Source organism: Ureibacillus massiliensis 4400831 = CIP 108448 = CCUG 49529 (assembly GCF_000772965.1).
GTDB lineage: Bacteria > Bacillota > Bacilli > Bacillales_A > Planococcaceae > Ureibacillus > Ureibacillus massiliensis.
The window spans coordinates 21,514-46,875 of sequence record NZ_JPVQ01000003.1 but is presented as its reverse complement, the minus strand read 5'-3'; the positions used below and the strand labels follow the sequence as shown (position 1 = coordinate 46,875).

The 25,362-nt window shown below is 34.1% G+C and carries 26 protein-coding genes and 1 pseudogene; 6 read left to right on the top strand and 21 right to left on the bottom strand.

From position 1 onward, the window contains the following. Window positions 1-7: 7 nt before the first annotated feature. The 5 genes from CD30_RS02860 to CD30_RS02840 all read right to left on the bottom strand — a co-directional run bounded on the left by CD30_RS02860 (window position 8) and on the right by CD30_RS02840 (window position 6,474). Window positions 8-817: a two-component system regulatory protein YycI gene (locus tag CD30_RS02860; RefSeq protein ID WP_036172249.1), complete on the bottom strand. Its 810-nt coding sequence runs from the start codon at window positions 815-817 to the stop codon at window positions 8-10. Beyond that, window positions 804-2,135, bottom strand: coding sequence for a YycH family regulatory protein (locus CD30_RS02855; RefSeq protein WP_052126024.1), 1,332 nt, complete (start codon window positions 2,133-2,135; stop codon window positions 804-806). The genes CD30_RS02860 and CD30_RS02855 overlap by 14 nt, the downstream gene beginning before the upstream one ends. Then, window positions 2,126-3,961, bottom strand: a complete 1,836-nt coding sequence (gene walK / locus CD30_RS02850; protein WP_036172247.1) for a cell wall metabolism sensor histidine kinase WalK — start codon at window positions 3,959-3,961, stop codon at window positions 2,126-2,128. Before walK ends, CD30_RS02855 begins: the two co-directional genes overlap by 10 nt. 5 nt (window positions 3,962-3,966) lie before the next feature. Continuing rightward, window positions 3,967-4,677 carry a response regulator YycF gene (gene yycF / locus CD30_RS02845; RefSeq protein ID WP_036172245.1) on the bottom strand — a complete coding sequence of 237 codons (711 nt, stop codon included), beginning with the start codon at window positions 4,675-4,677 and terminating at the stop codon, window positions 3,967-3,969. Between the two features lie 321 nt (window positions 4,678-4,998). Continuing rightward, window positions 4,999-6,474: a peptidoglycan DD-metalloendopeptidase family protein gene (locus CD30_RS02840; protein ID WP_036172243.1), complete on the bottom strand. Its 1,476-nt coding sequence runs from the start codon at window positions 6,472-6,474 to the stop codon at window positions 4,999-5,001. A gap of 480 nt (window positions 6,475-6,954) precedes the next feature. Here CD30_RS02840 and CD30_RS02835 point away from each other — a divergent pair, with 480 nt between their 5' ends. Beyond that, window positions 6,955-7,830 carry a YitT family protein gene (locus CD30_RS02835; RefSeq protein ID WP_036172241.1) on the top strand — a complete coding sequence of 292 codons (876 nt, stop codon included), beginning with the start codon at window positions 6,955-6,957 and terminating at the stop codon, window positions 7,828-7,830. 63 nt (window positions 7,831-7,893) lie between these two features. On the opposite strand, the gene CD30_RS02830 is transcribed toward CD30_RS02835, so the two are convergent. The 9 genes from CD30_RS02830 to CD30_RS02790 all read right to left on the bottom strand — a co-directional run bounded on the left by CD30_RS02830 (window position 7,894) and on the right by CD30_RS02790 (window position 18,179). Beyond that, window positions 7,894-8,562, bottom strand: coding sequence for a P-II family nitrogen regulator (locus CD30_RS02830; protein ID WP_036172239.1), 669 nt, complete (start codon window positions 8,560-8,562; stop codon window positions 7,894-7,896). Next, the gene (locus CD30_RS02825) at window positions 8,552-10,039 is read right to left on the bottom strand and encodes a DUF1538 domain-containing protein (RefSeq protein WP_036172237.1); all 1,488 of its coding nucleotides are present in this window, start codon (window positions 10,037-10,039) and stop codon (window positions 8,552-8,554) included. The genes CD30_RS02830 and CD30_RS02825 overlap by 11 nt, the downstream gene beginning before the upstream one ends. 349 nt (window positions 10,040-10,388) lie before the next feature. Beyond that, complete coding sequence (locus CD30_RS02820; protein WP_036172235.1) at window positions 10,389-11,675, bottom strand: adenylosuccinate synthase; 1,287 nt, start codon at window positions 11,673-11,675, stop codon at window positions 10,389-10,391. A gap of 212 nt (window positions 11,676-11,887) precedes the next feature. Beyond that, on the bottom strand, window positions 11,888-13,249 hold the full coding sequence (dnaB, locus tag CD30_RS02815) for a replicative DNA helicase (protein WP_036172233.1): 1,362 nt from the start codon (window positions 13,247-13,249) through the stop codon (window positions 11,888-11,890). A 12-nt stretch (window positions 13,250-13,261) separates the two neighbouring features. Continuing rightward, window positions 13,262-13,708 (bottom strand): 50S ribosomal protein L9, encoded by a 447-nt coding sequence (gene rplI, locus CD30_RS02810; RefSeq protein WP_036172231.1) that lies wholly within the window; start codon window positions 13,706-13,708, stop codon window positions 13,262-13,264. Then, window positions 13,705-15,678, bottom strand: a complete 1,974-nt coding sequence (locus CD30_RS02805; protein WP_036172229.1) for a DHH family phosphoesterase — start codon at window positions 15,676-15,678, stop codon at window positions 13,705-13,707. The genes rplI and CD30_RS02805 overlap by 4 nt, the downstream gene beginning before the upstream one ends. A gap of 12 nt (window positions 15,679-15,690) precedes the next feature. Next, entirely contained in the window at window positions 15,691-16,638 is a 948-nt protein-coding gene (locus tag CD30_RS02800; RefSeq protein WP_036172228.1) for a YybS family protein, read from the bottom strand. Window positions 16,639-16,952: 314 nt separating this feature from the next. Next, entirely contained in the window at window positions 16,953-17,423 is a 471-nt protein-coding gene (locus CD30_RS02795; protein WP_036172543.1) for a hypothetical protein, read from the bottom strand. 330 nt (window positions 17,424-17,753) lie between these two features. Then, window positions 17,754-18,179 (bottom strand): hypothetical protein, encoded by a 426-nt coding sequence (locus CD30_RS02790; RefSeq protein WP_036172226.1) that lies wholly within the window; start codon window positions 18,177-18,179, stop codon window positions 17,754-17,756. Between the two features lie 393 nt (window positions 18,180-18,572). On the opposite strand from CD30_RS02790, the gene CD30_RS19700 reads away from it, so the two are divergent. From CD30_RS19700 to tnpB, 4 genes and pseudogenes are all read left to right on the top strand, one after another. Next, on the top strand, window positions 18,573-18,701 hold the full coding sequence (locus tag CD30_RS19700; RefSeq protein ID WP_084077605.1) for a helix-turn-helix domain-containing protein: 129 nt from the start codon (window positions 18,573-18,575) through the stop codon (window positions 18,699-18,701). Then, window positions 18,694-18,981 (top strand): annotated as a pseudogene (locus tag CD30_RS02785) (transposase); the annotation flags it as partial. The gene CD30_RS19700 and the pseudogene CD30_RS02785, both read left to right, overlap by 8 nt. A 66-nt stretch (window positions 18,982-19,047) precedes the next feature. Beyond that, on the top strand, window positions 19,048-19,236 hold the full coding sequence (locus CD30_RS02780) for a hypothetical protein (RefSeq protein ID WP_036172224.1): 189 nt from the start codon (window positions 19,048-19,050) through the stop codon (window positions 19,234-19,236). Beyond that, window positions 19,226-19,654, top strand: coding sequence for an IS66 family insertion sequence element accessory protein TnpB (gene tnpB / locus CD30_RS20010; RefSeq protein WP_141096027.1), 429 nt, complete (start codon window positions 19,226-19,228; stop codon window positions 19,652-19,654). Before CD30_RS02780 ends, tnpB begins: the two co-directional genes overlap by 11 nt. 197 nt (window positions 19,655-19,851) lie before the next feature. Here the strand turns inward: tnpB and rpsR are convergent, their stop codons facing one another. The 3 genes from rpsR to rpsF are packed head-to-tail and all read right to left on the bottom strand — an operon-like array spanning window position 19,852 to window position 21,014. Further along, complete coding sequence (gene rpsR, locus CD30_RS02770; RefSeq protein ID WP_036172223.1) at window positions 19,852-20,088, bottom strand: 30S ribosomal protein S18; 237 nt, start codon at window positions 20,086-20,088, stop codon at window positions 19,852-19,854. A 53-nt stretch (window positions 20,089-20,141) separates the two neighbouring features. Next, entirely contained in the window at window positions 20,142-20,681 is a 540-nt protein-coding gene (ssb, locus tag CD30_RS02765; RefSeq protein WP_036172220.1) for a single-stranded DNA-binding protein, read from the bottom strand. A 45-nt stretch (window positions 20,682-20,726) separates the two neighbouring features. After that, window positions 20,727-21,014, bottom strand: coding sequence for a 30S ribosomal protein S6 (gene rpsF, locus CD30_RS02760; RefSeq protein WP_036172218.1), 288 nt, complete (start codon window positions 21,012-21,014; stop codon window positions 20,727-20,729). Window positions 21,015-21,179: 165 nt separating this feature from the next. Between rpsF and CD30_RS02755 the strand changes: the two genes are divergently transcribed. Then, window positions 21,180-21,740 carry a DUF3267 domain-containing protein gene (locus CD30_RS02755; protein ID WP_408056720.1) on the top strand — a complete coding sequence of 187 codons (561 nt, stop codon included), beginning with the start codon at window positions 21,180-21,182 and terminating at the stop codon, window positions 21,738-21,740. A 73-nt stretch (window positions 21,741-21,813) separates the two neighbouring features. On the opposite strand, the gene CD30_RS02750 is transcribed toward CD30_RS02755, so the two are convergent. From CD30_RS02750 to CD30_RS02735, 4 genes are all read right to left on the bottom strand, one after another. Continuing rightward, on the bottom strand, window positions 21,814-22,848 hold the full coding sequence (locus CD30_RS02750) for an acyl-CoA dehydrogenase family protein (RefSeq protein WP_052126023.1): 1,035 nt from the start codon (window positions 22,846-22,848) through the stop codon (window positions 21,814-21,816). A gap of 95 nt (window positions 22,849-22,943) precedes the next feature. After that, on the bottom strand, window positions 22,944-24,044 hold the full coding sequence (gene ychF / locus CD30_RS02745; RefSeq protein ID WP_036172215.1) for a redox-regulated ATPase YchF: 1,101 nt from the start codon (window positions 24,042-24,044) through the stop codon (window positions 22,944-22,946). Between the two features lie 112 nt (window positions 24,045-24,156). Next, window positions 24,157-24,357: a DUF951 domain-containing protein gene (locus CD30_RS02740; RefSeq protein WP_036172213.1), complete on the bottom strand. Its 201-nt coding sequence runs from the start codon at window positions 24,355-24,357 to the stop codon at window positions 24,157-24,159. Beyond that, window positions 24,357-25,277, bottom strand: a complete 921-nt coding sequence (locus CD30_RS02735; RefSeq protein WP_036172211.1) for a mechanosensitive ion channel family protein — start codon at window positions 25,275-25,277, stop codon at window positions 24,357-24,359. Before CD30_RS02735 ends, CD30_RS02740 begins: the two co-directional genes overlap by 1 nt. Between the last annotated feature and the right edge of the window lie 85 nt (window positions 25,278-25,362).

Genomic DNA, 25,362 nt, shown 5'->3' with positions numbered 1-25,362 from the left:
TTACTCCCTATTCTTCTACTTCTACATTTGTTTGATCGAGTTTTACATCGATTACTTGTCCTTCAATTGCATTCGCAAAATATTCTTCTTCCTCGTCATCAGCAGTTGTTACTTTTATTTCCCAAGTTGGTACGAATACTTGTGTTTGTGTTAATTGAACTAGAGTTGAATACCCCAGTTTGACTTGTGTAATTTGTGAATCTGGCTTTAGTAAACCTCTTGAATAGAGGATTTGTATAATTTGAATTGGTGTTAGTAGATTTTCTTCTTCGTATACTTCAAAATCTTCTAACAGCGTTTGTTCGTACATATAGATTTCATTATCGCTATTTAAATAGACTTTTACCATTCCATTTATATTGTAATAGATTGTTCGGTCATTGACACGCTGAAAAAATGTAGCAGTGCGATTATTTTCATCGATATCCCAAAGAGTGTAAGACGTTCCATCAAACACATATGCCTGAATAAACTCTGCATAGCTTGTTGGATTATTAATATTTTTGATAGCTATAGGCTCCTGCAAAGTAACAACTAATTTCGAGTCATTTTCGACGGAAACACTTTGATCATTAAATAGGTTAATATCGTCTTCTTCAAACTTTTTCACACTACCAGACAAGTATGGGGCAGTCTCTACAATAGGCAATGTATTAAAAGTAATATTGTCATCGTTTAATCGTGCTTCAATTGTCTTTTCTCCCAATACTTCAACCTTTTGAGCCTCTGTTAGACGATTTAAATAGAGTGAGTATAAAAATATATCCAATATTAGAAACACGAAGATGAATATCGATTTTGATTTACTCCAATCCATATTCATCGCCTCCTAATACTTCCGGTGTCAATCGTGTCCAAACCCCATTAATGATTGCAATCCAACTTGGTTCAAGTGTGTATAAAAGTTTATTATCATTTTGAGTTAAGTAATATCCGATATATAGCTCATCAATATTAGCCAATTGGATATTTTGTGACTGGCTAATTCTTTCGATCATTTCAGTCCCAGAAGGTAAACTTGTTAAATATTTCTCTGAAGATATGTCCATATCTAATAAGTAATACGGTCTTCTGTAACGGAAAATTTGTTTTTCTCCCCACGTGATTGAAATCCTTGTCAGTGTAACATTGCTATATACTGGTAGCCCCTGTAGATAAAGCTGATATTCAACTAGATGTCTTGGTGCATTCATATTTTTATATCGATAGTCACCTGTAAATCCACCATGCTCATTGACAAATTCAAAGCTATTTTTTAATAACTTGGAAGGTGAAATATCTTCATAGCTTTCAGAAGCTGGGTATACATAATTAAAAATCTTACTATTTGTATCAACCGTCATAAGTGCCATACTATCAATATATCTTTCGGATATTGGGCTTTCTATATTTCGTTGTACAATACTTGGCTCCACAAATAATATATTTTTAAATGTTTCAGGTGAAATCTCGTCTATATAATACGTATATTTCAACAAATCAAATTCATTAGTAGGTACATATAGCGATAATCCTTTAGCGCGTTCTACTTCTTGATACGTTCCTAGATTTCGTGATGGAACAACAATTGAATTCACAAATTGCTCTTCACTGACATGTATATCCGTACTATACAACGTACCATTCTCTCTACTAGCTAAATAAATCGTAATCGTGTTGTTTACGGAAAGTTTATTCCAGTCGATGATTAATCGATTAAACGAAATATTAGGTATCTCTTGCTCAGAAAAAAACATCACCGAATTAATGGCATTTAAAGGTACTTCAGATTCATAAAAGAGTGTAATTCGCTTATCATTTTTTAAAAGGTTATTTAATTTTTCATCGGTTAGATTACTTTGCACAAATTGGAAACCCGATGATTTCCAATTTGATATTTTTCCCATAATTTCATCGATTTCTGTAGATGTTACAGTTCCAAAAAAATTATCTCCTTCATGAAAAAGAATTCGATAAGGCTTAATCACGTCCTCTATTACTTTTTCAGAACCCACAGAAATTTGATTAACAGGTGTTTCCTCAATAATTTGCAAATTTGGCGTATAGCTCCATATTGAAAAAGTCAACAAAAGGCTTAATAAAACTAGGATCGTTAATGCAATTGATTTTATATGTTCAATATATTTCAATCCCATTCACCCGCCTCGTCCAATTCATACGGTAATGTGAAGAAAATTGTCGTACCAACACCTTCCTCACTTTCCGCCCAAATTTTTCCGCCATGTGCTTCAATCATCTCTTTAGCAATAGCTAGTCCTAAACCTGTACCGCCCATCGCACGCGACCTTGCGCGATCCACTCGATAAAAGCGATCGAAAATTTTTGTGACATTTTCTTTTGGTATTCCCATACCATCATCAGAAATCATTACTTTTAATACGCTTTCTTGAACGGTAACACCGAATCGAATATTTCCACCATCAGGCGAATATTTCAATGCATTTGAAATGATATTATCAATTACCTGCGTTAGCTTATCTGTGTCAATCTCAACAAAATAAGAAGATTCCGGTAAGTATCTTTTAAACTCAACATGTTGGGATTTTGACATTTCGAATCGATCGATAATTCGGTTAAAGAATGTATTAAACTCAACAATTTCCTTGTTTAACTTATAATCGCGACTATCCATTTTCGATAATTGCAATAAATCATTTACTAGTCGAATCATTCGTTCTGTTTCTGTTTGCGTTACATTCAGGAAAGTCGGTGCAATAGCTTCATCTCTCCATGCACCATCTGCTAGTGCCTCTAGGTAGCTGCGCATTGTTGTTAAAGGTGTACGTAGCTCATGAGATACGTTTGCGACAAATTCACGTCGCTCCATTTCAATCTTTTCTTGTTCAGTAATATCATGTAGCACCGTGATTAAACCATTTACAAAGCCAGTCTCCTTTTGAATGACAGAAAAATTCGCACGCAAAATTAACCGATTTTCTGGCGAACTAAAGTCTAAGTTGACCGAATCCTTCATATTTAATAAATCTTCAAAACTATAATCCTGTTCAAGTCCTAACACAGAAGCGATGGGGCGGTTGAGCGTCGCCTCTCTTGAAGTATTTAAGAAATTAAGGGCTGGGTCATTAATCAAAATAACTTTCCCCTTGCGATCAGTTGCAATAACGCCATCTGTCATATTCGTTAAAACAGAGGATAGTTTTCTTCGCTCTGCCTCTGTTGTAGCAGTTGCTTCCTGAAGACGATTTGTTAGATGATTAAATGAAATAGCTAATTGACCAATTTCATCGTTCCCATAAACACGAACTTTACGCGAGAAATTACCTCGTGACATTGCTTGTGCTTGTTTACGCATATCTGAAATAGGTCGGGTAATCGTTCGAGCAATTAATATCCCTAGGATAATGGTAATAACTAGTGACATTGCCGTACCAACAGCAAATATTTGATTGATTTCATTCACCTGGTCAAATACATTTTCGATATTTGACTCAATATAAATCGTGCCAATGATTTCACCATTTGGCCCAAGTGAATTAAAAATCGGTGTCGCTAAAACCCATACTCGACTTTGTGTTTCTGCACTTAAGGCAATCTTATCGATAGATGTTTGGGCTGCAATGGATTGATTTACAATATCGTAATTCGCTCTTTGACCGATAATAGATTGGTTATTTGTTTCTGAAGTTGCTAAGACACGATTACGATTGTCGATTACTCGAATTGCATTAATATCTCCCGTCGCAAATTCACGTAAAATTAAACTCAAGCTTTGCTCAAGAGATGGCGATTGCTCATCTCTTTCTCTTAACATTTCTTCTCGAATGCTATACTGAACTAAATCTATTCTTTGATTGATCGATTCTTGGAAATTGTATTTTAGATTTTCCTCTAATTCCTGTGAAAAATATAATCCAATGATTTGCAGTGCAATAATGATTAATAAGACATATATTAATACAAGTTTAACGTGGATCGATTTGAAAAAGTTAACTCTATGCATTTAATTTACTCCTGCTCAGGGTTTCGCAAATAATAACCTACACCTCGGCGAGTCACAATCCAATTCGGATGACTTGGATTATCTTCTATCTTTTCGCGTAAACGTCTAATTGTCACATCAACTGTACGTACGTCTCCAAAGTAATCATAACCCCATACAGTTTGAAGAAGATGTTCCCTTGTCATCACTTGACCAATATGTTTCGCTAAATAATGAACTAACTCAAATTCACGATGAGTTAATTCAATTGCTTCTCCACGTTTTAAAACTAAATATGCATCTGGTTGAATCACTAATGACCCAATAACAATATCATTTGACTCTTCTTTTTCATCTTCTACATTTGAATTTGTTTGAAGGCGTCGCATATTTGCTTTTACTCGCGCAATTAACTCACGTGTACTAAATGGTTTTGTTACATAATCGTCAGCTCCCATTTCAAGCCCCAGAACTTTATCAATTTCAGAGCCTTTTGCTGTAAGCATTATAATTGGGAAATCATATTTTTTTCGAATTTCTCGACATACTTCCATACCATCTCTTTTTGGAAGCATAATATCTAATAGCATTAAATCTGGCTGAGATTCTTCCACCTTTTGAAGTGCCTCATCCCCATCATAAGCACAGATTACTTGATATCCTTCTTTAACTAAATTGAATTGCAAAATATCTGCAATTGGCTTCTCATCGTCAACAACTAATATTGTCTTTGTCATATTCTATTTCTCCTTTTTATATAGTTATATATCGTTATACTCTTCTAGTCGTATTTTTTTATCCTTTTAAAATATATATGAAAGAAATCACTTACATCATTATAACAAACTAACGAAAATCATTTTCTGGGAAATAATTGCCCGAATACCTTTTAGAAAAAAAGAAACTTCTATTAATTTTATCATTTATATTCGCAGTAGATAAAATGAAAACCTCTTTCATTTCCCGAAATTAAGGAATAATTTTTTCAGATGAAAAAAGACAGCCCATAGATTGGACTGTCCCAAATTTAGAATTTAACAATTAAATTCTACCAGAGTTTAAAAATATGCTAGTGGATTAACAATAGCTCCATTTTTATGAACTTCAAAATGTAGGTGTGTTCCTGTTGAATTACCCGTTGACCCCATAATTCCAATAACAGAACCTTTTGGAATTACTTGTCCAATATTTACGTCTATTCTTGATAAATGTGCATATAATGTCTCATATCCATTATTATGATTGATGATAATTCGATAACCGTATGTACCATCCCAACCTGCAGCAGTAACAACACCATTATCAGCAGCTTTTATATTGTAGTTAGATGGACGAGCGATATCAATTCCTCTATGGAATTCACCCCATCTTGTTCCCATCGTACTAGAAATATAACCGCCATTAGTTGGCCATGCAAAGTCACCTGTACCACGGGAAGAGATAACTTTTGTACCAACCTTAACAATATGATCAACTGGCTCTTCAAGAATAACTTCGTTTGTAACAGCTTTTTCTTCCACTTGGCCATTTACTTCAGTGATTAAATATGAAACTTCTTTTTTACCAAAAGAACCCTCTTGCTTAACGACTTGCTCACCTTTGTACATATTTTCGTCTTGTTCAATAATTTTCTCATAATCAATTTTTTCACGTTTTAATTTTTCTAAAACGACTTGAACATTAACTAATGGTTTTTCAACTGTTACGTTTATTTCTTGACCGATTTGTAAAACCGACTCTTCTGTTAAATCTGGGTTTAAAGCAAGTAATTCTTTAGTTGTTAAATCATGATTCATTGCAATAGAACCTAATACATCGCCTGCTTTAACTGTATATAACTCTTTTTCTAAAGTACCAGTTTGTAAATACTGAACTGCATCTTCAGGAGTTAAAATTTTAGAAGGGATAATTTTTGCTTCTTTACCTGAAACATCTTCTATCTTTATTTCTAATATTCTTGTTTGATTAACTTCTAATTCTGGTAGCGAACCACTAGTAATTTCATTAGCCTCTAACTCTGCTAATTGTTTTTCTGTTACATATTCTAGCTTTAATAAACGAAGTGTTTCTTCGTAATCTTCTTTATTTTTTAAATAAACAACTGGCTGACCATCAACATTTAAAGCATAAGCATCTGCTTTTGCAACTAACTGTTCATTGAGAAGCGACAATACTTCTGTATCATTTGTTTGGTAAGAATACACTTGTTCAGGTACCAATGAAATACTTGATTCCGCGTCAACTGACAATTCTTTAAATTGTGTTTTGGCTTCTTTTTCTTTCACTTCAACAATTTTTTGTACTGAAGCGACATTTGAAACTGCCCCAACATAATCCTTACCTACATAAATATGGTAAATTTTATCGATCGTGCTTCTATCCTCAGAGCCAGTAGCAAATACTAAATTGAATGTTACACTTGAAAGTAGTATGGCTGATACGGCAGCTGTTTTTAACATTCCTTTATGATGTTGAAAAAGACTAAAAGTTTCTTGCTTTGTAAAGTCTTTTTTATTGTTCCAATTCGAACTCATAAATAAAGCCCCTTCCAAAGTCCGCTATAAATAAATAGTTAAATTTACCATGTATAATTTCTCACTTTAACAATGTACCATAATACTAATTTGAGTGGTATAGTTTGAGTCTTTTGTAATGAAAATGTATTATTTGCACATTTTTTGTTACAAAAGAGAGAATCAAAGATACTACTAACCCTTATTATGGAAACTATTTTTATTATTAATATTCAAATTTTGAGATATTTATACATTTTTCTTGTTATTTTTAATAGTTAGTTTTTATTTATAGTACTTTTTTTATATTTTTTGATAAAGAAAACCATTATTATAGGGGCTTTTTACACTTAAAAAGTATATTCATGGATTGAAAATTTTATAAAATAGTAAATAAAATGAAAGAATATTTTGAAATAAAATGTAAAAATTTTTGTTATACAAGTACCTATCATATAAAATTAAAATAGAAATACAAATTTTCAAGATTGGGGAGACTATATGGTTCAAAGTGCTGTAAAAGCCTCAAAACTTACTTTTGGGCAAATAAGTTTCCGAATTATCATGGTCATTATTGGCGCATTGATATTCGGTGCAGGCTTAGAGTTATTCTTAGTCCCAAATAACATTATGGATGGTGGAATCGTTGGGATATCCATTATCCTCTCACATTTTCTCGGATTACCAATTGGTGTATTTATCTTCATTATTAATCTTCCTTTTATCTTCATTGGTTATAAACAAATTGGGAAAACTTTTGCCCTAACAACTACTTTAGGAATTTCTATTCTTTCAGTGTCAACTGTTCTTATGCACCATTTGCATCCTTTTACAAAAGACTTATTATTAGCTACAATTTTCGGCGGAATTTTACTCGGTATTGGCGTAGGTATTGTAATACGTTATGGGGGCTGTCTTGATGGCACAGAAGTCTTGGCAATTCTATTTAACAAAAAGACGCCGTTTTCAGTAGGGGAAGTTATTTTATTTATAAATGTCATTATCTTTACTGCTGCTGGCTTCGTCTTCACCTGGGAACAGGCAATGTATTCCGTAGTCGCCTATTATATTGCATCAAAGGTAATTGATATTGTTGTGCTTGGTATGGAGGAGTCAAAATCGATTTATATCATAAGTGAGCAGATTGAGGAAATTGGACAAGCTATCATGGATCGGCTTGGTCGTGGTGTTACATATTTACATGGAGAAGGTGCTTATACAGGAAATAATAAAAAAGTGATTTTCTGTATTATTACAAGACTGGAAGAGTCGAAAATGAAGGAGATTGTAAGAAGTATAGATACTCAAGCTTTTCTTGCTATTGGGAATATTAGTGAGGTTAAGGGTGGACGCTTTAAAAAGAAAGCTATCCATTAATCCATTATGTAAAACAAAAGTGATTGCAGTTTAACATTCCTGCAATCACTTTTTATTTACTTATTATTTATATAATCCATATGTTTTACTTACATCTTGTATAAAGATAATCCCGTTTCCAGGTTCATCAATTTTTATTTTTTCTCTAATCGCTGAAACAATATTCTCTGTGCTGTCTTTGTGTGAAAGAATTAATACGATTTCCTTTTCAGGCTCTATTTCCATTGAAAACAATTTACTTCGTTCGTGAATGCCAGAACCTCGCCCATTAATAATCGTTCCACCTTTAGAACCTGCCTCAGTTGCTGCATCTATTACAAGTTCAGCATTTCCACGTTCTACAATTACTGTAATCGCCTCGTACATTGAGTTATCAGCACCTCTTTCCTCATTTACCTGCTCGCTCTTACAACTTCTAGCGCCTATAACTTGTAAAACGGATGTAGTATAGGCGATACCACTATTCGGTTTTTCAAAATGAAATTTTTCACTAATTTCTTCAAGTACATGTTCAACTACCTCTTTACTTGAAACCATGAGAACAATTTCTTTTTTTACATCTGTTAATGATAATAATTCAAGAAGTCGATTTTTTACTGTTCCCCTACCTATAAGGACAGTTCCTCCTGAAATGCCTGCTTTTTTTGCTGCTCTTAAAATTTTACTTCCTAATCCAAAGTTTACGATGACACACGCTAGTTCGAAATCAGGAATATTCGAATTAGAAGTCATTTTCTAATCCCTCCTTTTTCGATTTAAGTTTAAAGACTAAACCTAAAACCTGTAAGGCGATTAAAGGTGTTAAGGCTACCATAGCAATCATACCAAATCCATCCACTAACACGTTTGCACCTTCCACAGCTTCTGCTGCACCTTGAACAAATGCTAGTACAAAGGTTGCAGTCATCGGTCCAGATGCCACTCCTCCAGAATCAAAGGCAATCCCAACAAACAATTTAGGTACAAAATAAGTCATTGCTACTGCGATTACATAACCCGGTAATAAATAATGCCATAATTGAAGTTCAGGCACAAGGACCCTTATAACAGATAAAGCAATAGCTAGACCTACACCAATGGAAAGTGAGAATATCACGACTTTTCTCTTTACATATCCACTTGTTACATCCTCGATTTGGTGTGTTAACACGTGCACTGCTGGCTCAGCCAAAATTGTTACTAATCCTAAAATAAAACCTACAATGATAACATATGCTTTGTTATCTAATGATGCGATATTAAAGCCTACTGCAGCACCAACATCCATGAATCCAGCATTGACTCCAACTAAAAACAGTACTAGACCTAAAAATGTAAATAATAAACCCATTAAAATCTTTTTAACAGATTTCTTTGACATTTTAAAGGAAATCTTTTGAAAGATTAAAAAGGCAATCAAAATTGGCATTAAAGCAATAAATATTTCTTGTGCTATGATTGGTAATTTATATAAGAAGGGAGAGATGATAGATTGTGATACTTCATGTTGTTCTAAGCTTCCTGACATCTCATCTGTCCCAGAAATAATATTCATGATCATGACGGAGATGATAGCGCCTGTTGAAGCAATAGCAACCAATCCAAAACTATCTTTCTCAGAAGCTTTAGAATCTTTCTTTAATAATGAAACCCCCAAAGCAAGTGCTAATATAAACGGTACTGTTAATGCCCCCGTCGTAGCTCCAGATGCATCAAAGGAGATAGCTAAAAACTCTGGTGAAGTAAATATAGCAAGAATTAATATTACAAAATAAAGAATAGATAATAATTTATATAGTGGGAAATTGTAAACAATTCTTATTAATCCGATGGCAATAAGTGCAGCGATCCCAATTGATACGACCACAACAATCAATGTTTTCGAAATAACACCGGATGTTACTAATTCAATTTGGCCCGCTAAAATATGTAGATCAGGTTCTGCAATGGAGATGAAAAATCCTAATAATAAGCCCGCAATTGCAACAATCCATAGTTTATTAGATTTTGCAATGGCTTTCCCCATCGTTTGTCCAATTGGTGTAATACCTATGTCTACTCCTATTAAAAAGATGGCTAATCCAATTATGATTAAAATGGCTCCTAATATAAACCGAACGATTAATGGGGTTTCCAAAGGTGTTATAGTAAAATTTAATATTAAAACAATGATGGTAATGGGGAGAACAGCGTAAACTACCTCTTTTATTTTCTCTATTAATACATTCAAATAATTACCCTTCCTTCCTTATTTTTTATATAAACATACATAATACACCTAACATTGTGATTCGTATTTTGTATGCGAATAACTTAATGGCTTTTGAATAATGTGACAGGGAAATGTAAGCGCTTTATTTCCATAGGGAGTTTTCTAAAGATTAGAATTTAGAGGTAAAAATACTTTTCTAGTAAATTTATATTTATTATAGTATAAATTTATTTGTTATGAAAATGAAATACCCAAATTTTCAAAATTTCTTCACAATTGGTTTTAAATTGGAAATTAAAAACATTATTTAGTAATATTTATCAATAAAAAAACTCCTAAAGGACGACAATCCTTCAGGAGCTTAATCTTATTCCCAAATTGCATTTACTACATTTGTTTGTTCACGAGCAGGGCCTACTGAGAATGTCATTAAATCAATTCCCGTTAGTTCAACAACACGTTCAACATATTTACGAGCGTTTTCTGGTAGCTCTTCTAATGTACGAACAGCCGTAATGTCTTCTGACCAGCCTGGAAGCTCTTCATAAACTGGTTTACATTCTTCAAGAACATGTAAGCTTGCTGGATATTCAGTAATGATTTCACCTTTATATTCGTAAGCTGTACAAATTTTTACCGTTTCAAGTCCAGATAATACATCAATTGAATTTAATGCTAGATCTGTAATACCACTTACTCGACGAGAATGGCGTACTACTACTGAATCAAACCAACCAACTCGACGCGGACGACCTGTTGTTGTACCGTATTCACGACCTACTTCACGAATGTGATGACCAATTTCATCAAATAATTCCGTTGGGAATGGACCATCGCCAACACGAGACGTATATGCTTTACATACACCAACAACACGAGAAACGTGAGATGGACCGATACCTGTACCAGTTGTTACTCCGCCTGCAACAGGGTTTGAAGATGTAACAAATGGATAAGTACCATGGTCAACGTCTAACATTACCCCTTGTGCACCTTCGAATAGTACACGGCCGCCTTCATCTAATACATCGTTTAAAACCTTAGAAGTATCTGTTACGTATTTTGCGATTTCTTGACCGAAAGCGTAATATTCTTCAAAGATATCTTCAAATTTTAATCCTTCTACTTCGTAATATTTTTCGAATAGACGATTTTTCTTTTCTAGGTTTTCACGTAGTTTTTGTTCGAATACTTCGCGATCTAGTAAATCCGCAATGCGGATACCCATACGTGCAATTTTGTCTTGGTAGCATGGGCCAATACCTTTACAAGTCGTACCGATTTTTTTATCTCCACGTGATGCTTCGTCTACTTTATCTTGGTAGATATGATATGGAAGGATTACTTGTGCACGATTCGAAATACGTAGATTTGAAGTATCAATACCACGTTCTTGTAACCCTTTTAATTCAGTTACTAAAGATTTCGGATTGATAACCATTCCGTTACCCATAACTGAAGTTTTTTCTGTATAAAAAATACCTGATGGAATTAAATGTAATTTGTAAGTTTCGTCGCCAATTTTAATTGTATGACCAGCGTTATCTCCGCCAGAAAAACGAGCGATTACATCTGCTTTTTTAGATAAGAAGTCCGTAATTTTCCCTTTACCTTCGTCTCCCCATTGTGTCCCCACAACTACAACTGATGTCATATCAGCACCTCCGCTAGACGCTTGCTGCGCCCTTTATCCCGTTTTAAATAACAGTCATTTTATTTTAGTATGTGCTAAACCGTTCATTTAAGTACAGTTCATTTATCAAACAGAACTATTGTAACAATGATTACTAGTATAGTCAATGAAGAAAATGAAAAAACACGAACATATTATTGTTATTTTCCAATAAATGTTCGTGTTCTGTATTTTTAAGCTTGAGGCTGTGCCATTGGTTGCTGTGACCAATCAATATTTATAAACTTATTAAACTCTTTTTTAAATGCAAGCGTCACTGTACCTGTTGGACCATTACGTTGCTTTGCGATAATGATTTCGATCATATTCTTGTTTTCTGTTTCTTTATCGTAGTAATCATCACGATATAGGAAGGCAACGATATCGGCATCTTGCTCAATACTTCCTGATTCACGAATATCACTCATCATAGGTCGTTTATCTTGTCTTTGTTCTACACCGCGCGATAACTGTGATAAGGCAATAACAGGAACTTTTAATTCACGAGCAAGTGCTTTTAAGGAACGGGAAATTTCAGATACTTCCTGCTGACGGTTTTCTCCTGGTCGTCCATTACCTTGGATCAGCTGTAAATAGTCGATTAAAATCATTCCTAATCCATTTTCTTGTGCTAAACGTCTGCATTTTGCCCGAATTTCACTTATACGAACACCTGGCGTATCATCAATATAAATACCCGAATTGGACAGACTTCCCATCGCCATCGTTAATTTACCCCAGTCTTCCGTTGTGAGAGCACCTGTACGTAATACTTGTGCATCAATATTACCCTCCGCACAAAGCATACGCATTACCAACTGTTCTGCACCCATTTCAAGAGAAAAGATTGCTACGTTTTCTCGTGCTTTTATCGCTACATTTTGAGCAATATTTAATGCAAATGCTGTTTTCCCTACAGATGGTCTGGCTGCTACAATAATTAAATCGTTTCGTTGGAAACCAGCAGTCATTTTATCTAAATCTCTAAAGCCTGTTGGAATCCCTGTTACATCACCTTTACGAGTTTGAAGTTGTTCAATATTATCATAGGTATGAACAAGGACATCTTTAATATGTTTGAAGTCTCCCGCGTTTTTTCGATTGGAAACTTCCATTACTTTCTTCTCGGCTTCAGATAATAAAGCTTCGACTTCATCTTCTCTTGTAAATCCGTCTTCAACAATACCTGTTGCTACACGGATTAAACGTCTTAAAATTGCTTTTTCTTCTACGATTTTCGCATAGTGGCCAATATTTGCAGCAGTTGGCACAGCATTCGCTAATTCTGTTAAATAGGATAGACCCCCAACATCCTCAAGCTCTTTTTTACTCGATAGCTCTTCCGTTACGGTTACTACATCAATTGGCTTTCCTTGATCACTTAAATCAAGCATCGTCTGAAATATCTTTTGATGACTTACACGATAGAAATCATCTGGTAATAATATTTCAGAAGCTGTGATTAATGCAGTTGGTTCTAAGAATATGGCTCCAATAACGGATTGCTCAGCTTCATGGTTATGGGGTGGGACACGGTCCATGATGTTATCAGTCATGGCCTTCTCTCCTTACGATTCTTCAACAACATGTACTTTTAAAGTTGCCTTTACTTCATTGTGAAGTTTAACAGGTATATTTGAATATCCTAAGGATCTAATTCCTTCACTCTCCATTTTACGCTTATCGATTTTAATACCATAAGCCTTTTGAAGAGCTTCTGCAATTTGCTTTGTTGATACAGAACCGAATAATCTTCCACCTTCACCTGATTTAGCTTTAATTTCCACTGTTAATTGTTCAATTTTTTCTTTTAAATCTTTTGCTGCTTGTAATTCAGCTGCTGCATTTTTTTCTTCTAATTTCTTTTGTCCTTCTAATTGACTTAATGCCTGTTTAGATGCTTCGACTGCATAACCATTTTTAATTAAAAAGTTTTGCGCGTATCCGTCAGCGACATTTTTTATTTCACCTTTTTTGCCTTTACCTTTAACATCTTTTAAGAATACTACTTTCATTCTTCATTACTCCCTTCAAACGTTTCCATAATTGCTTTTTTCAACATCTGTTGAGCTTCTGAAATTGTATCAGCTTCTATTTGGCATGCTGCATTGGTTAAATGCCCACCACCACCTAGTTTTTCCATTATCAACTGAACGTTGATTTCGCCTAAAGACCTTGCACTAATTCCAATTAAACCATCTGGACGATGTGCAATGACGAAGGAAGCTGAAACATCCTTCATTGCTAGTAAGATGTCAGCAGTTTGTGCAATGATGACGGAATCGTATTGTCGATGATCTTCACCATGGGCAATAGCAATACCGCGTTGTACAAATTCCACTGTTTGAATAATTTTCGATCGCTCTATATAAGTATTTATATCTTCTTTTAATAACCGTTGAACTAATATTGTGTCAGCACCGTAAGTTCGCAGATACGAAGCGGCCTCAAAGGTTCTTGCTCCCGTTCGCAATGTAAAACTTTTTGTATCAACGATAATACCCGATAAAAGAGCTGTTGCTTCTAGCTTCGAAATTTTATCATTTTCTGGCTGATACTCTATTAACTCTGTTACTAACTCAGAGGTTGAAGATGCATATGGTTCCATATAGACAAGCGTTGTATTCGATATAAAATCCTCACCTCGTCTATGATGGTCGATTACTACAATTTTGTCACATATATTTAATAGTTGCTCGTCAATGACTAAGGATGGTTTATGTGTATCCACTATAACAAGTAATGATTTCTCTGTCATTTTCAATTTCGCTTCTTCAGGCGTTATAAAATATTGATAGATATCAGAATTTTTCTCAATTTCTTGCATTAAGCGGCTTACACTACCATTTAATTCGTTAAAGTCGACAATGATGTAGCCTTTAATTTTGTTTTTTTCAACCATTTTACGGACACCGATACCGGCTCCAATAGCGTCCATATCAGGGTTTTTATGTCCCATAATAAAGACTTGATCACTTTCTTGTATTAAATCTTGTAATGCATGGGAAATAACTCTCGCTCTTACTCGAGTACGCTTCTCAACAGGGTTAGTTTTACCACCATAGAACTTCAGTTTCCCATCAGGTTGTTTGATGGCAACCTGATCTCCACCACGTCCCAAAACAAGATCTAGACTGGATTGCGCCAGTTCTCCAAGCTTAATAAGTGAAGAGGAACCTGCTCCTACGCCAATACTAAGTGTTAAAGAGAGATTTTTTTGAGCTGTTTTTTCACGGATATCATCTAAAATAGCGAATTTCCCTTTTTCAAGTTCACTTAAAATCGATTCATTTAAAATAGATAAAAACCTATCTGAGGATATACGTTTTGAAAAAATCCCATGATTTTCGGACCATTCATTAATGATTGAAGTGATAAGTGTATTCGTTAAACTCCTTGTTTGGTCGTCCATACCTTGTGTGATTTCATCGTAATTGTCAATAAACAGGATGGCTACAACCGTTCGATCAGCATAATATTGTGTTTTAATTTCGACTTGTTCAGTTACATCAAAAAAGTAAAGAAGTCTTTCAGTTTGTTTAAATATTACACGATATTTTTTCTCGCCAATTGTAATGGTTAGGTCACTTTTTTCATCCGATTTTGTTAATTCAAACAACTCATCCGATAAAACAAATAGTTCCTCACCTAACAAACTATCGACACCTAGAATTTGTAACATAAACGGATTGGCCCATTCAATGATAAATTTGTCATTAATAAGTATTATCCCTATAGGCATTTCCAGCAATGCTTCTTCGCCAACTCGCTTCATACGATAAGAGAGTGTTTCGATATACTTTTCGATTTGGATATATGAGGCTCTTTCCACTTTCCACGCATACACGAGTCCAATCATCATGACTAGTGCAAAGCCTAAACCAAGCCAGATATTCCAAATGAATAATAGTGAAATCCCCACTAGTCCAATAATCGATAGATACAAAAGTGGATGTCGTATTGGTCTTTTCCTGTAAGTATCCATATTATCAGCCCCTTACTTCTGAATCTTATCCTTCACTAGTGAGCGAATATTAAATCCTAAATCAAATATTCCTATTAGAATTACAAAGGAATATATCGGAATAGCCATAATTGTGACAAGTACTTTTACAAAATTTGATAATTTAAACTTTTTGTCTAAGAAATAATGAATAAACGATAACCCTTGTATTGTTAATAATACCCATAAAATCATAGAGAAATTTAAAATAATAACATATAATGTCGTACCAATTTCAGGTCTTACAAACAAATTAATCGTTAATACAATTAAATAATACCAAAGAATGGATTTCGGCATTCTTAAATCCTTAAATGCACTAAACTTTGGTACGTCTACTTTAAGTCTTTTTAAAATTGGTAAGTTTACTGAAATGATGAGAAATGCAAACCCAAAGGCTCCAAGCGTCACTGCCGCTGGAATTGTTGACTCTATCATAGCAAACATTAATTCTAAATCTTCCATTTTTACTGGTGGCGTCTGCCCTGTTAGAGTTTTTGTGAGTTCCAAATAGCTATCGTAACTAGTCCTTGTGAATTCAATCGAATCTTTAATAAAATCTATTCCAAATAACTGCAATGATACAACATACAGAACAGCAAATGCTAATAGCATTGTGAGTCCAGTTGTCATTAATAAGAACAACTTGCTTTTCTTGAGCTGTATATTAATCCCGATGACTAAACCCATTGCGGAAAATATTAAGGCAGCTGGTATAACAAGTAAACCGCCAAAAATGAATGTTATCACACATGCCAGTAATGCCACGAAAATAGACATTGTACGATTATAATTAGCGCTATACCACGCAATTGGAAGTGGTGCAAATATTGTTGCAATCAGGCTTAGCAGTGGTACATATAAAATAATCAGCATGATTACTCCAAATAGTGCTATCATCATTGCACCATGTGCAAGAGCTTTTGTTTGATTATTCGGCATCTGTAACCTTCCTTTATACTAGTTCAGAAATGTTTTCATTCGTCTATTGTATCATTTTTTGGTCTATTGGACAAAAAAGCAGTAAGACATAAAAGGGGCATTTTTAATGTAAAAACTCAAAAGTTAATAAAAGATAAAGAGCCGACAAACCTATTTTAGTTTTTGTCGACTTTTTAACAATTGTATTCAATCTCTTCTTTTGATAGTAATTACCCTATAATATGAATCCCTATTTTTAAGACAAGCTAATTACTTGCTTGCTGACTATTACGATTTATGTAACGAGGAATCATTTTTCTATGCCTTAGATGAGATTATTCTTCCACTACCTTTTCCATCTGTTCATAAATACTCTCATTGTTAAAGTCCTCTTTCGTTAAACCCAAACTATTGCAAGCAAAAGATAAATGTTCTAGCCAATCAATATCCTTACATCGTAATGCCTCTTTACATTCCCTTTCAATATAAGGAGTGCTTATTTCCTTGCCTATCCTCCTAAATATCTCTATTGCCTCTAACGCGCCTGGCCAATTTCTATCCTGTAATAAACGTGCTAACTTTGGTAAAGCCCTTTTATTTCTTGGATAACCCATTTTAATTAATATCGATACTGCGTTTTTCCAACATTCTTTACCATACTTTGGAATCAACATATCTACTTTATCAGGTGGTAGTTGGGAAAGGATTGCTATAGACTCTTCTTGGATTTCCTTAGGAAGGAACCAATTGAGATTAAATACATAGTAAATAATTTCTTCATCTTCTAGGTGGGTATAGTTTGTCATTAGTATCTCCTTAAACATAGCCTTTGACATTTATAGACTTCTTCTTAAAATTATCATAGTACTTTTCTAAACATTTGTGAAAGTGGAATAAATAGAATCCACATTCACTTCTCTAATAACTCTATAATTATCCTATTTTTCATTTTTTTGTGCCATGATTTACATCACCCCATTGGGAGGTCTTCATAGCGTTACCTCCTCATTCAACTTCTTGATAATATCCTTAAATCATAAATTGCCTAGCCTTTACCAAGATTGTGTTAACCACATCTTGTTTGAGTCGGGAAAGTTCGTAGCAGATAAAGGTCCAGTTTGTTGAATAATAAATTATTATCCTTCTATCATTCCTAAATAACGAATTTCTTTATTATCAATAAACACTATCTTTATCGGACCTTTTGATTCAACTGGTGTATATATAACTGTACCAATAGGAAGTTTAGTAGCAGTATAACTCTCAAATTCACTACTAATATTTGTAATTTCCCTAATTTCACCCGACTTCTCACCTAAAGTTAAATCGAGTTCCCTAACCCACTCAATATCTTCTGCATTTTTATATACAACATCACCAATTAGAAAAATATCTGCGTCCTTATCGTTTGCTAATATTTCTTCAGGAGTTGGGTTCCCATTAATAATTATTCGTTCGTTAGCTGTTATTTCACTGATTCTTTGTTCATTTGTTTCTGAATTACAAGAAGTCATTAGTAAGGAACAAATTAGTATTCCGAAAAACAAGAAGATTATTTTCATTGAATATCCCCCTTTACAATTTGACGTGAAATATCATTATACGTTACTCGTTTTTAAACTAAATTGTTATTAGTTGAAATAAGAATCTTTTAAAAAGCGAATTAATAGCCGCTTAATAGTAAAAAATATAATCCTCATAGGCTCGTCAATATTCCTATCTTTTTTTAGTAAAGGGATTCCAATTGGAAAGAGTACTAAAGAAAAGAATATAACCCTCCAAAATTTATATAACATTATAAAATACTTAACTAAAAAATCGGAGGTAAGCCCGAAATCAAATAACGCATATTTTCTAATCGCACCTCTCGGTACTATTAAGGTATCAATTGATATGCTCCCTATTAGGTAGACAGATTAAAAAATAAAATCTGTTTATCAAATGGGGAGTTTTTTATGTCAAAGTTTTTCTTCTCTAAAGAAGAGAAATTAGAGATTATTAAGTTTTACCACGAGGGGCGCTATACATTAAATGAAGTAGCGGAAATTTTTAATGTTCATCGCGATACAATAAAATTTACATAGTGATCGTGGCTATCAATATACATCAAAGCAGTTTAAGCGAATCATGGAAGAAGCAAAAATGAGTCATAGTATGTCAAGAGTGTGCCGCTGCATTGATAACGGACCAATTGAGGCATTTTGGGGTACTTTGAAAGTAGAGAAGTATTATTTACATAAATTCGAGTCATACGAAGCGTTAAAAGAAGCGGTTAATACCTACATTACGTTCTATAATAACGAACGTTATCAAGAAACATTAAACGGCTTAAGCCCTTTAGAATATAGAGCTCCAGCCGCCTAAAGCTTTTTATTATTTCCATTGTCTACTTGACGGGGTGCAGTTCAAATTAAAGGGAGGTGCTTTTTGATGTCAACGGACAAAGTATCAATCGTTCCAGTCAAATTGGAAGCCATTCAAACTACTTCTTCTGGTCGTACACCAGCAAAACCTATTTGCGTTATTCAAGCAAATCATTTAAAAATCTCCTTCTACCCTGACGTTAAGAATTACGTCATTCAAACGGTTATTAAGGAATTGCGTAATCATGATTCATGATTTTACTAAGGTAAAAAATATCTACATCATTTGTGGCCGAACGGATATGAGAAAAGGCATTGATGGACTAGCAACACTTGTACAGGATACATTTCAACTTGATCCATATAGCGATGCAGTTTTTCTTTTCTCTGGATGGAGTCGTGATCGCTATAAGTGTTTATATTTTGATCGTGATGGATTCGCATTACTTTATAAACTTATTGATAATGGGAAGCTACAATGGCCGAAAAATGAAGTAAAAGTTCAAAACTTAACACAACAAGAATTGTGCTGGTTACTAGAAGGACTATCCATAGCACAACCAAAAGCGATAGCAATAGCTAAATTTTCAAAGGCATTAACTAATGGTGATTCTTCTAAAAATCCTCCAATAGCTTCTAAATGTCTGAAAAATGAACTTTTGATGGCAAGGTAGCTATAAGTGTAGCTGGCGAAACTTTCTCTGATGTTTTTCTACTGTCAATGTATCTGATAGGAACATATATTCCAAGTTTTTAATATGCAATATTCACTAACTTTTTTGAATATTTTTAAAGTAATTATACAAACTTCACAAAAATAAAAAAACACAACAAAGGTCGTTAAACCCTTGTTGCGCTTTATTTTAATAGCTTATTTATCTTCAGCTACGAATGGTAATAATGCCATAATACGTGAACGTTTAATAGCTGTAGTTAATTTACGTTGATATTTTGCACTTGTACCAGTTACACGACGTGGTAAAATTTTACCGCGTTCTGAAATGAACTTTTTAAGTAAATCTACATCTTTATAGTCGATTGTAGTAATGTTGTTTGAAGTGAAGTAGCAAACTTTACGGCGTTTGCGGCCTCCGCGACGTTGTGCCATTTACAGTCTCCTCCTTTTTGTTTATTTTTAGCGTTATTTCGTTCTAACGCTTTTTAGAATGGTAAGTCATCCTCAGAGACTTCTATTGGACCTTTGCTTGATGCAAATGGATCCTCATCTACACGTGTATAATTTTGCTGATTTTGAGGTTGTTGATAAGAACCAAACGAATCCTGCTGTTGATTTCCATACTGTGGTTGGCTTGTACTGTATGCAGGCTGATTTCCATATGATGGCTGTGCTCCAAACTGTTGGTTTTGAGAAGCTCCTCCACTGCGCGGCTCTAAGAACTGCACAGAATCTGCTACTACATCTGTTGTATAGACACGTTTGCCGTCTTGCCCTTCAAAACTGCCTGTTTGAATACGACCATCAACACCAATCAAACTTCCTTTTTTCATGAAGTTTGCTAAGTTCTCAGCCTGTTTTCTCCATGCCACACAGCTTATGAAATCAGCTTCACGTTCACCTGACTGATTCGAAAATGCTCTATTTACAGCTACTGTAAAACGAGTCATCGGAATGCCACTTGGTGTATAGCGAAGCTCTGGATCCTTTGTTAGTCTTCCAACTAATACAACACGGTTAATCATCAAATACAACCTCCTTTTCAGCTTTTTTTATCTCAATTTTTATTATTATTCTTCTTCACGAACTGCGATGTGACGAATAATATCTTCACTAATGTTAGCTAAACGAGTGTACTCATCGATTGCTACTGTACCAGCGTTTACTTTCACGATTTGGTAGTAACCTTCGCGGAAGTCGTTGATTTCGTAAGCAAGGCGGCGTTTGCCCCATTCTTTTGACTCGATGATTTCAGCACCATTTGAAGTTAATACTTCGTTGAAGCGTTCAACTAAAGCTTTTTTAGCTTCTTCTTCAATGTTTGGGCGAACGATGTACATTAATTCATACTTTCTCATCTAATTTTGCACCTCCTTATGGACTTTGGCTCACTTCATGAGCGAGCAAGGAGTGAATAATTCTATTACTCACATCGTTGAATTGTATCATAATTCTATAATGTTTGCAACAAAGAATATCCCTTCCACTTTCCTAATAAACTCAGATATAATGGAAAAAAGGACGTGATTTTTTTGGAAAATCATACTAATCCAATCATTATCGAATTAAATATGAAACAAATTGCAAAAGTTAATTTATGGGCGACTTTATTACTTTCTGTACTTTTCATCATTGCCAATGGTCTTATTCATCAACATTTAACAATAACCATTACATTTTGGAGTTTCCTTATCTTTATCATTGGTTACATTTTTTTAATTGTATTACATGAAATTTTTCATCTGATTGGTTTCGTAATATTTGGTAAAGTAAAAATCAAAGAGCTTGATTATGGTGTAAATTTAAAGCTTGGTGTTGCTTATGCTACAACAACTAAACCTTTAAAAAACAGTGCGATGAAGAAAGCTTTATTATTACCTTTATGGACAACTGGTGTTTTACCAACAATTTTAGGCATTATCATAGACTCAAATTTAGTCGTTCTTCTAGGCGCATTTCTTATTGCTGGTGCAGCAGGTGATATATATATGTACAAAGAGCTTTTAAAGTTTCCTAAAAATGCACTTATAAAAGATGATCCTAATTTACCTAGGCTATATGTTTATACTGACACAAATAAATAAAAACACCGTAAATGAGAGTCATTTTTCTTTCATTTACGGTGTTTTTAAATAGGTTCTAGTATTGTATTTTATATTAAGGTGTTAACATTGCATGTTGACTTGCCGTACATAAATTACGCCATGCGCGATTTAATGGGGACTTTTCCATAATTGCTTCCATACCAAAATAACGCATAAGGATATGGGCAGACTGTAATAACTCACCTGATTGTTCTTTACAAAAGGCAGTAAAATGAGTTAGTTCATCTTCTTGAAGCTCGCTACCCTTTTTATGTTTTTCCCATAAATCAGAAACCAAAGGATAAAACTGTTGTTCAATATTCTTTTCTTTTTCGTAAAAGAAAGTCCACTTATCCTTTACTACTTTATATCGTTCTAAAGTTAATTGTTCTTTTTTTCGTTCTAGAGTCGTTTTTGCTTCATGCATGAGATTCTCTGTTAATCCCAAACAAAGTGAGAAAAAAGATGCTTCTGAAAAAGTCATAAATGGGAAGCTATGAACAGGTAATTCATACTTATTTTGAAAGCTACCAAATTTAAATGTCTCTTCTTCCTTTACAAATACATTTTCCACCTTCATGGAGTGACTAGATGTTGCTTTTAAGCCAAATGCATTCCAATCTGGAATAACTTCTACCATTTCACGTGGAACACTACAAGTCACGATTTCATCATTTCCCTCGACACGACAATTCATGGTAAATAATGTAGCATAATCGGCTCCACTACAATATTTCCATTGCCCAGCAATAAAATAGCCACCATTCCCCTTTTTCGCAACACCAAACTTACCACTTCCCGCTATGACAGCTTCTTTATGTATAAAATATGACTCGCAAACTTTTTCATTAAAAAGTGGGATAAACATATTCCCTCCAGAACCAATTGTCACAGCCCATCCTACATTTCCATCAATAACACCTGCTTGTTGAAATGTTTTTAATCCATCAATAAGTGAAAGCTCTAATCCACCTAAAGCATTCGGTGCAAATACTTTAAATAATTTATGCTCGTAAAGAATTTCTAATATTTCAGGTAAGATAGTTTGCGCCTCTTCCATCTGTTTAGACAACTGAGTTATTCTTTTCATTTCATTTTCTGTAAACATTTCCATTCCCCCTTTTAAAATATAGTTGCGTAATTTAAAGATAAAATCAATAACAAAAAAACTGCTACCAAAAAAATGATAGCAGTTTCGCTTATTTATACATTAAAACGGAATAACATAACATCTCCGTCTTGTACGATATATTCTTTACCTTCTAATCGGACTTTTCCAGCTTCTTTTGCAGCTGCCATTGAACCGGCTTCCACTAAATCATCGTATGCAACCGTTTCTGCACGAATAAAACCACGTTCAAAATCAGTATGAATAATTCCAGCACATTGTGGTGCTTTCATCCCTTTGCGGAAAGTCCATGCACGAACTTCTTGAACACCTGCTGTAAAGTATGTTGCCAAACCTAATAAATCATATGAGGCTTTAATCAATTGATCTAAACCAGATTCCTCAATACCTAATTCTTGGAGGAACATTGTTTTCTCTTCATCATCAAGCTCCGAAATTTCTTCTTCGATTTTTGCACAAACTGTAATAACTCGTGCACCCTCATTTGCTGCATATTCTTTTACTTGTTTAACATATTCGTTATTTTCCGCATCGGCAACTTCATCTTCCGAAACATTTGCAACGTATAGCATTGGCTTAATTGTCAATAAGTGCAAGCCCTTAATTACTTTTAATTCATCATCTGATAAATCGACTGAACGAGCTGGTTTCTCATTTTCTAATGCTTCTTTAATTTTAATTAGAACCGGTTCTTCAATTAGTGCTTCTTTATCCTTTTGTTTCGCCATTTTACTTACTCGTTGAAGACGTTTTTCCACAGATTCCATATCAGCTAAAATTAACTCTAAATTGATTACTTCAATATCATCAATTGGGTTAACAGAGCCTGACACGTGTGTAATATTTTCATCTTCAAAACAGCGTACTACTTGGCAAATTGCATCTACTTCACGGATATGAGATAGGAATTTGTTCCCTAATCCTTCACCCTTTGAAGCGCCTTTAACGATCCCTGCAATATCAGTAAATTCAAATGCAGTTGGTACTGTTTTCTTTGGTACGACTAATTCTGTTAATTTTGCTAAACGTGCATCTGGTACTTCTACAACACCTACATTTGGATCGATTGTTGCGAATGGATAATTGGCTGCAAGTGCGCCTGCTTTTGTTATTGCATTAAATAAAGTAGATTTCCCTACATTCGGTAAACCTACGATACCAGCTGTTAGTGACATTGGTTGACACGACCTTTCTCTTTTTCAATTCAAACTATTTCTTTATATTAGACCCGTGTTTATTATATGGATAAGTCATATAAAAGTCTATCTATGTTAAAATTGTTCATTTCTATTCTGCTTCTGCTTTTACAATGATTTTTTTCATTTTCTTTTCAAATTCTCTTCGAGGAATTAGAACACTATGGCCGCACCCTTCACATTTAATGCGGATATCTGCACCCAATCTTATGATTTTCCAAGCGTTTGTCCCGCAAGGATGTTGTTTTTTCATCTCAACGATATCATTTAAATGAAATGTTTTAGATTCCACTATGCATCATCTCCCCCATTTTTGTTACTATCTTGATTATAAACCATCATTTTTTGATATGGCATAGGTATACCATTTTTCTCAAAAATATCTTTTACATCCCTTTTAATAATTCTTGAGATTGCAAAATGTTGGTATGGTTGTGTCTCGACAACAATTCGAACGGTTACTTCGGTTCCTACAATATTTTGTACCCCCACAAAAATAGGAACACTCACTAATTCTTCATACTTTGCAGGTAATGTTTGCAAGTAATCCGTTACAAGTCTCTCTATTTTCTCAATGTCCGCTTCAATACCTACTTGTAAATCAATAATACCTTTTGAGTTATTGATAGAATAGTTCACAACATCCATAATTTGACCATTTGGAATAATATACAATTCTCCTGTGAAGGCAACTAATTTTGTTGTCCTTAATCCAATTTCTGAAACTGTCCCTTCGGCAACATTGGATGTCGTTAATTTCACATAGTCACCTACCGCAAATTGATCCTCCAATATAATGAAAAATCCTGTTATAACATCCTTCACTAAGCTTTGTGCACCAAAACCGATGGCTAACCCTGCAATTCCTGCTCCTGCTAATAACCCCATTACCTCTATTTTTAATGCAGATAAGACAGCTATAATAGCTGAAAAATAAACTACATAGGTAAGCACACTATGAAGCAGCTTCACGAGTGTCGTTTGACGTCGCTCGGATTGTTTTAAAGGTGTTTTAAACCTTAAAGTAAATAATCTTGTGATAATTTTTTTTCCTATAAAAATGACTAAATAGGATATAAGAAGAATAGAAATAATCTTAATCGATGATGCAATGACATAATCCCATAATTCTTCACTTGTAAAGTAACTCCAAAACCTTCCAGTAGTTTTAGCTATTGATTCTGGATTAATTTCAATATTTTCTTCAGTCATTTTCCCACCTCTTGTATAAGTATCTAAAATTTTGAATATACTGCATAAAAATATAACTTTAGTTTTTCTTATTCAAATTTTTTTA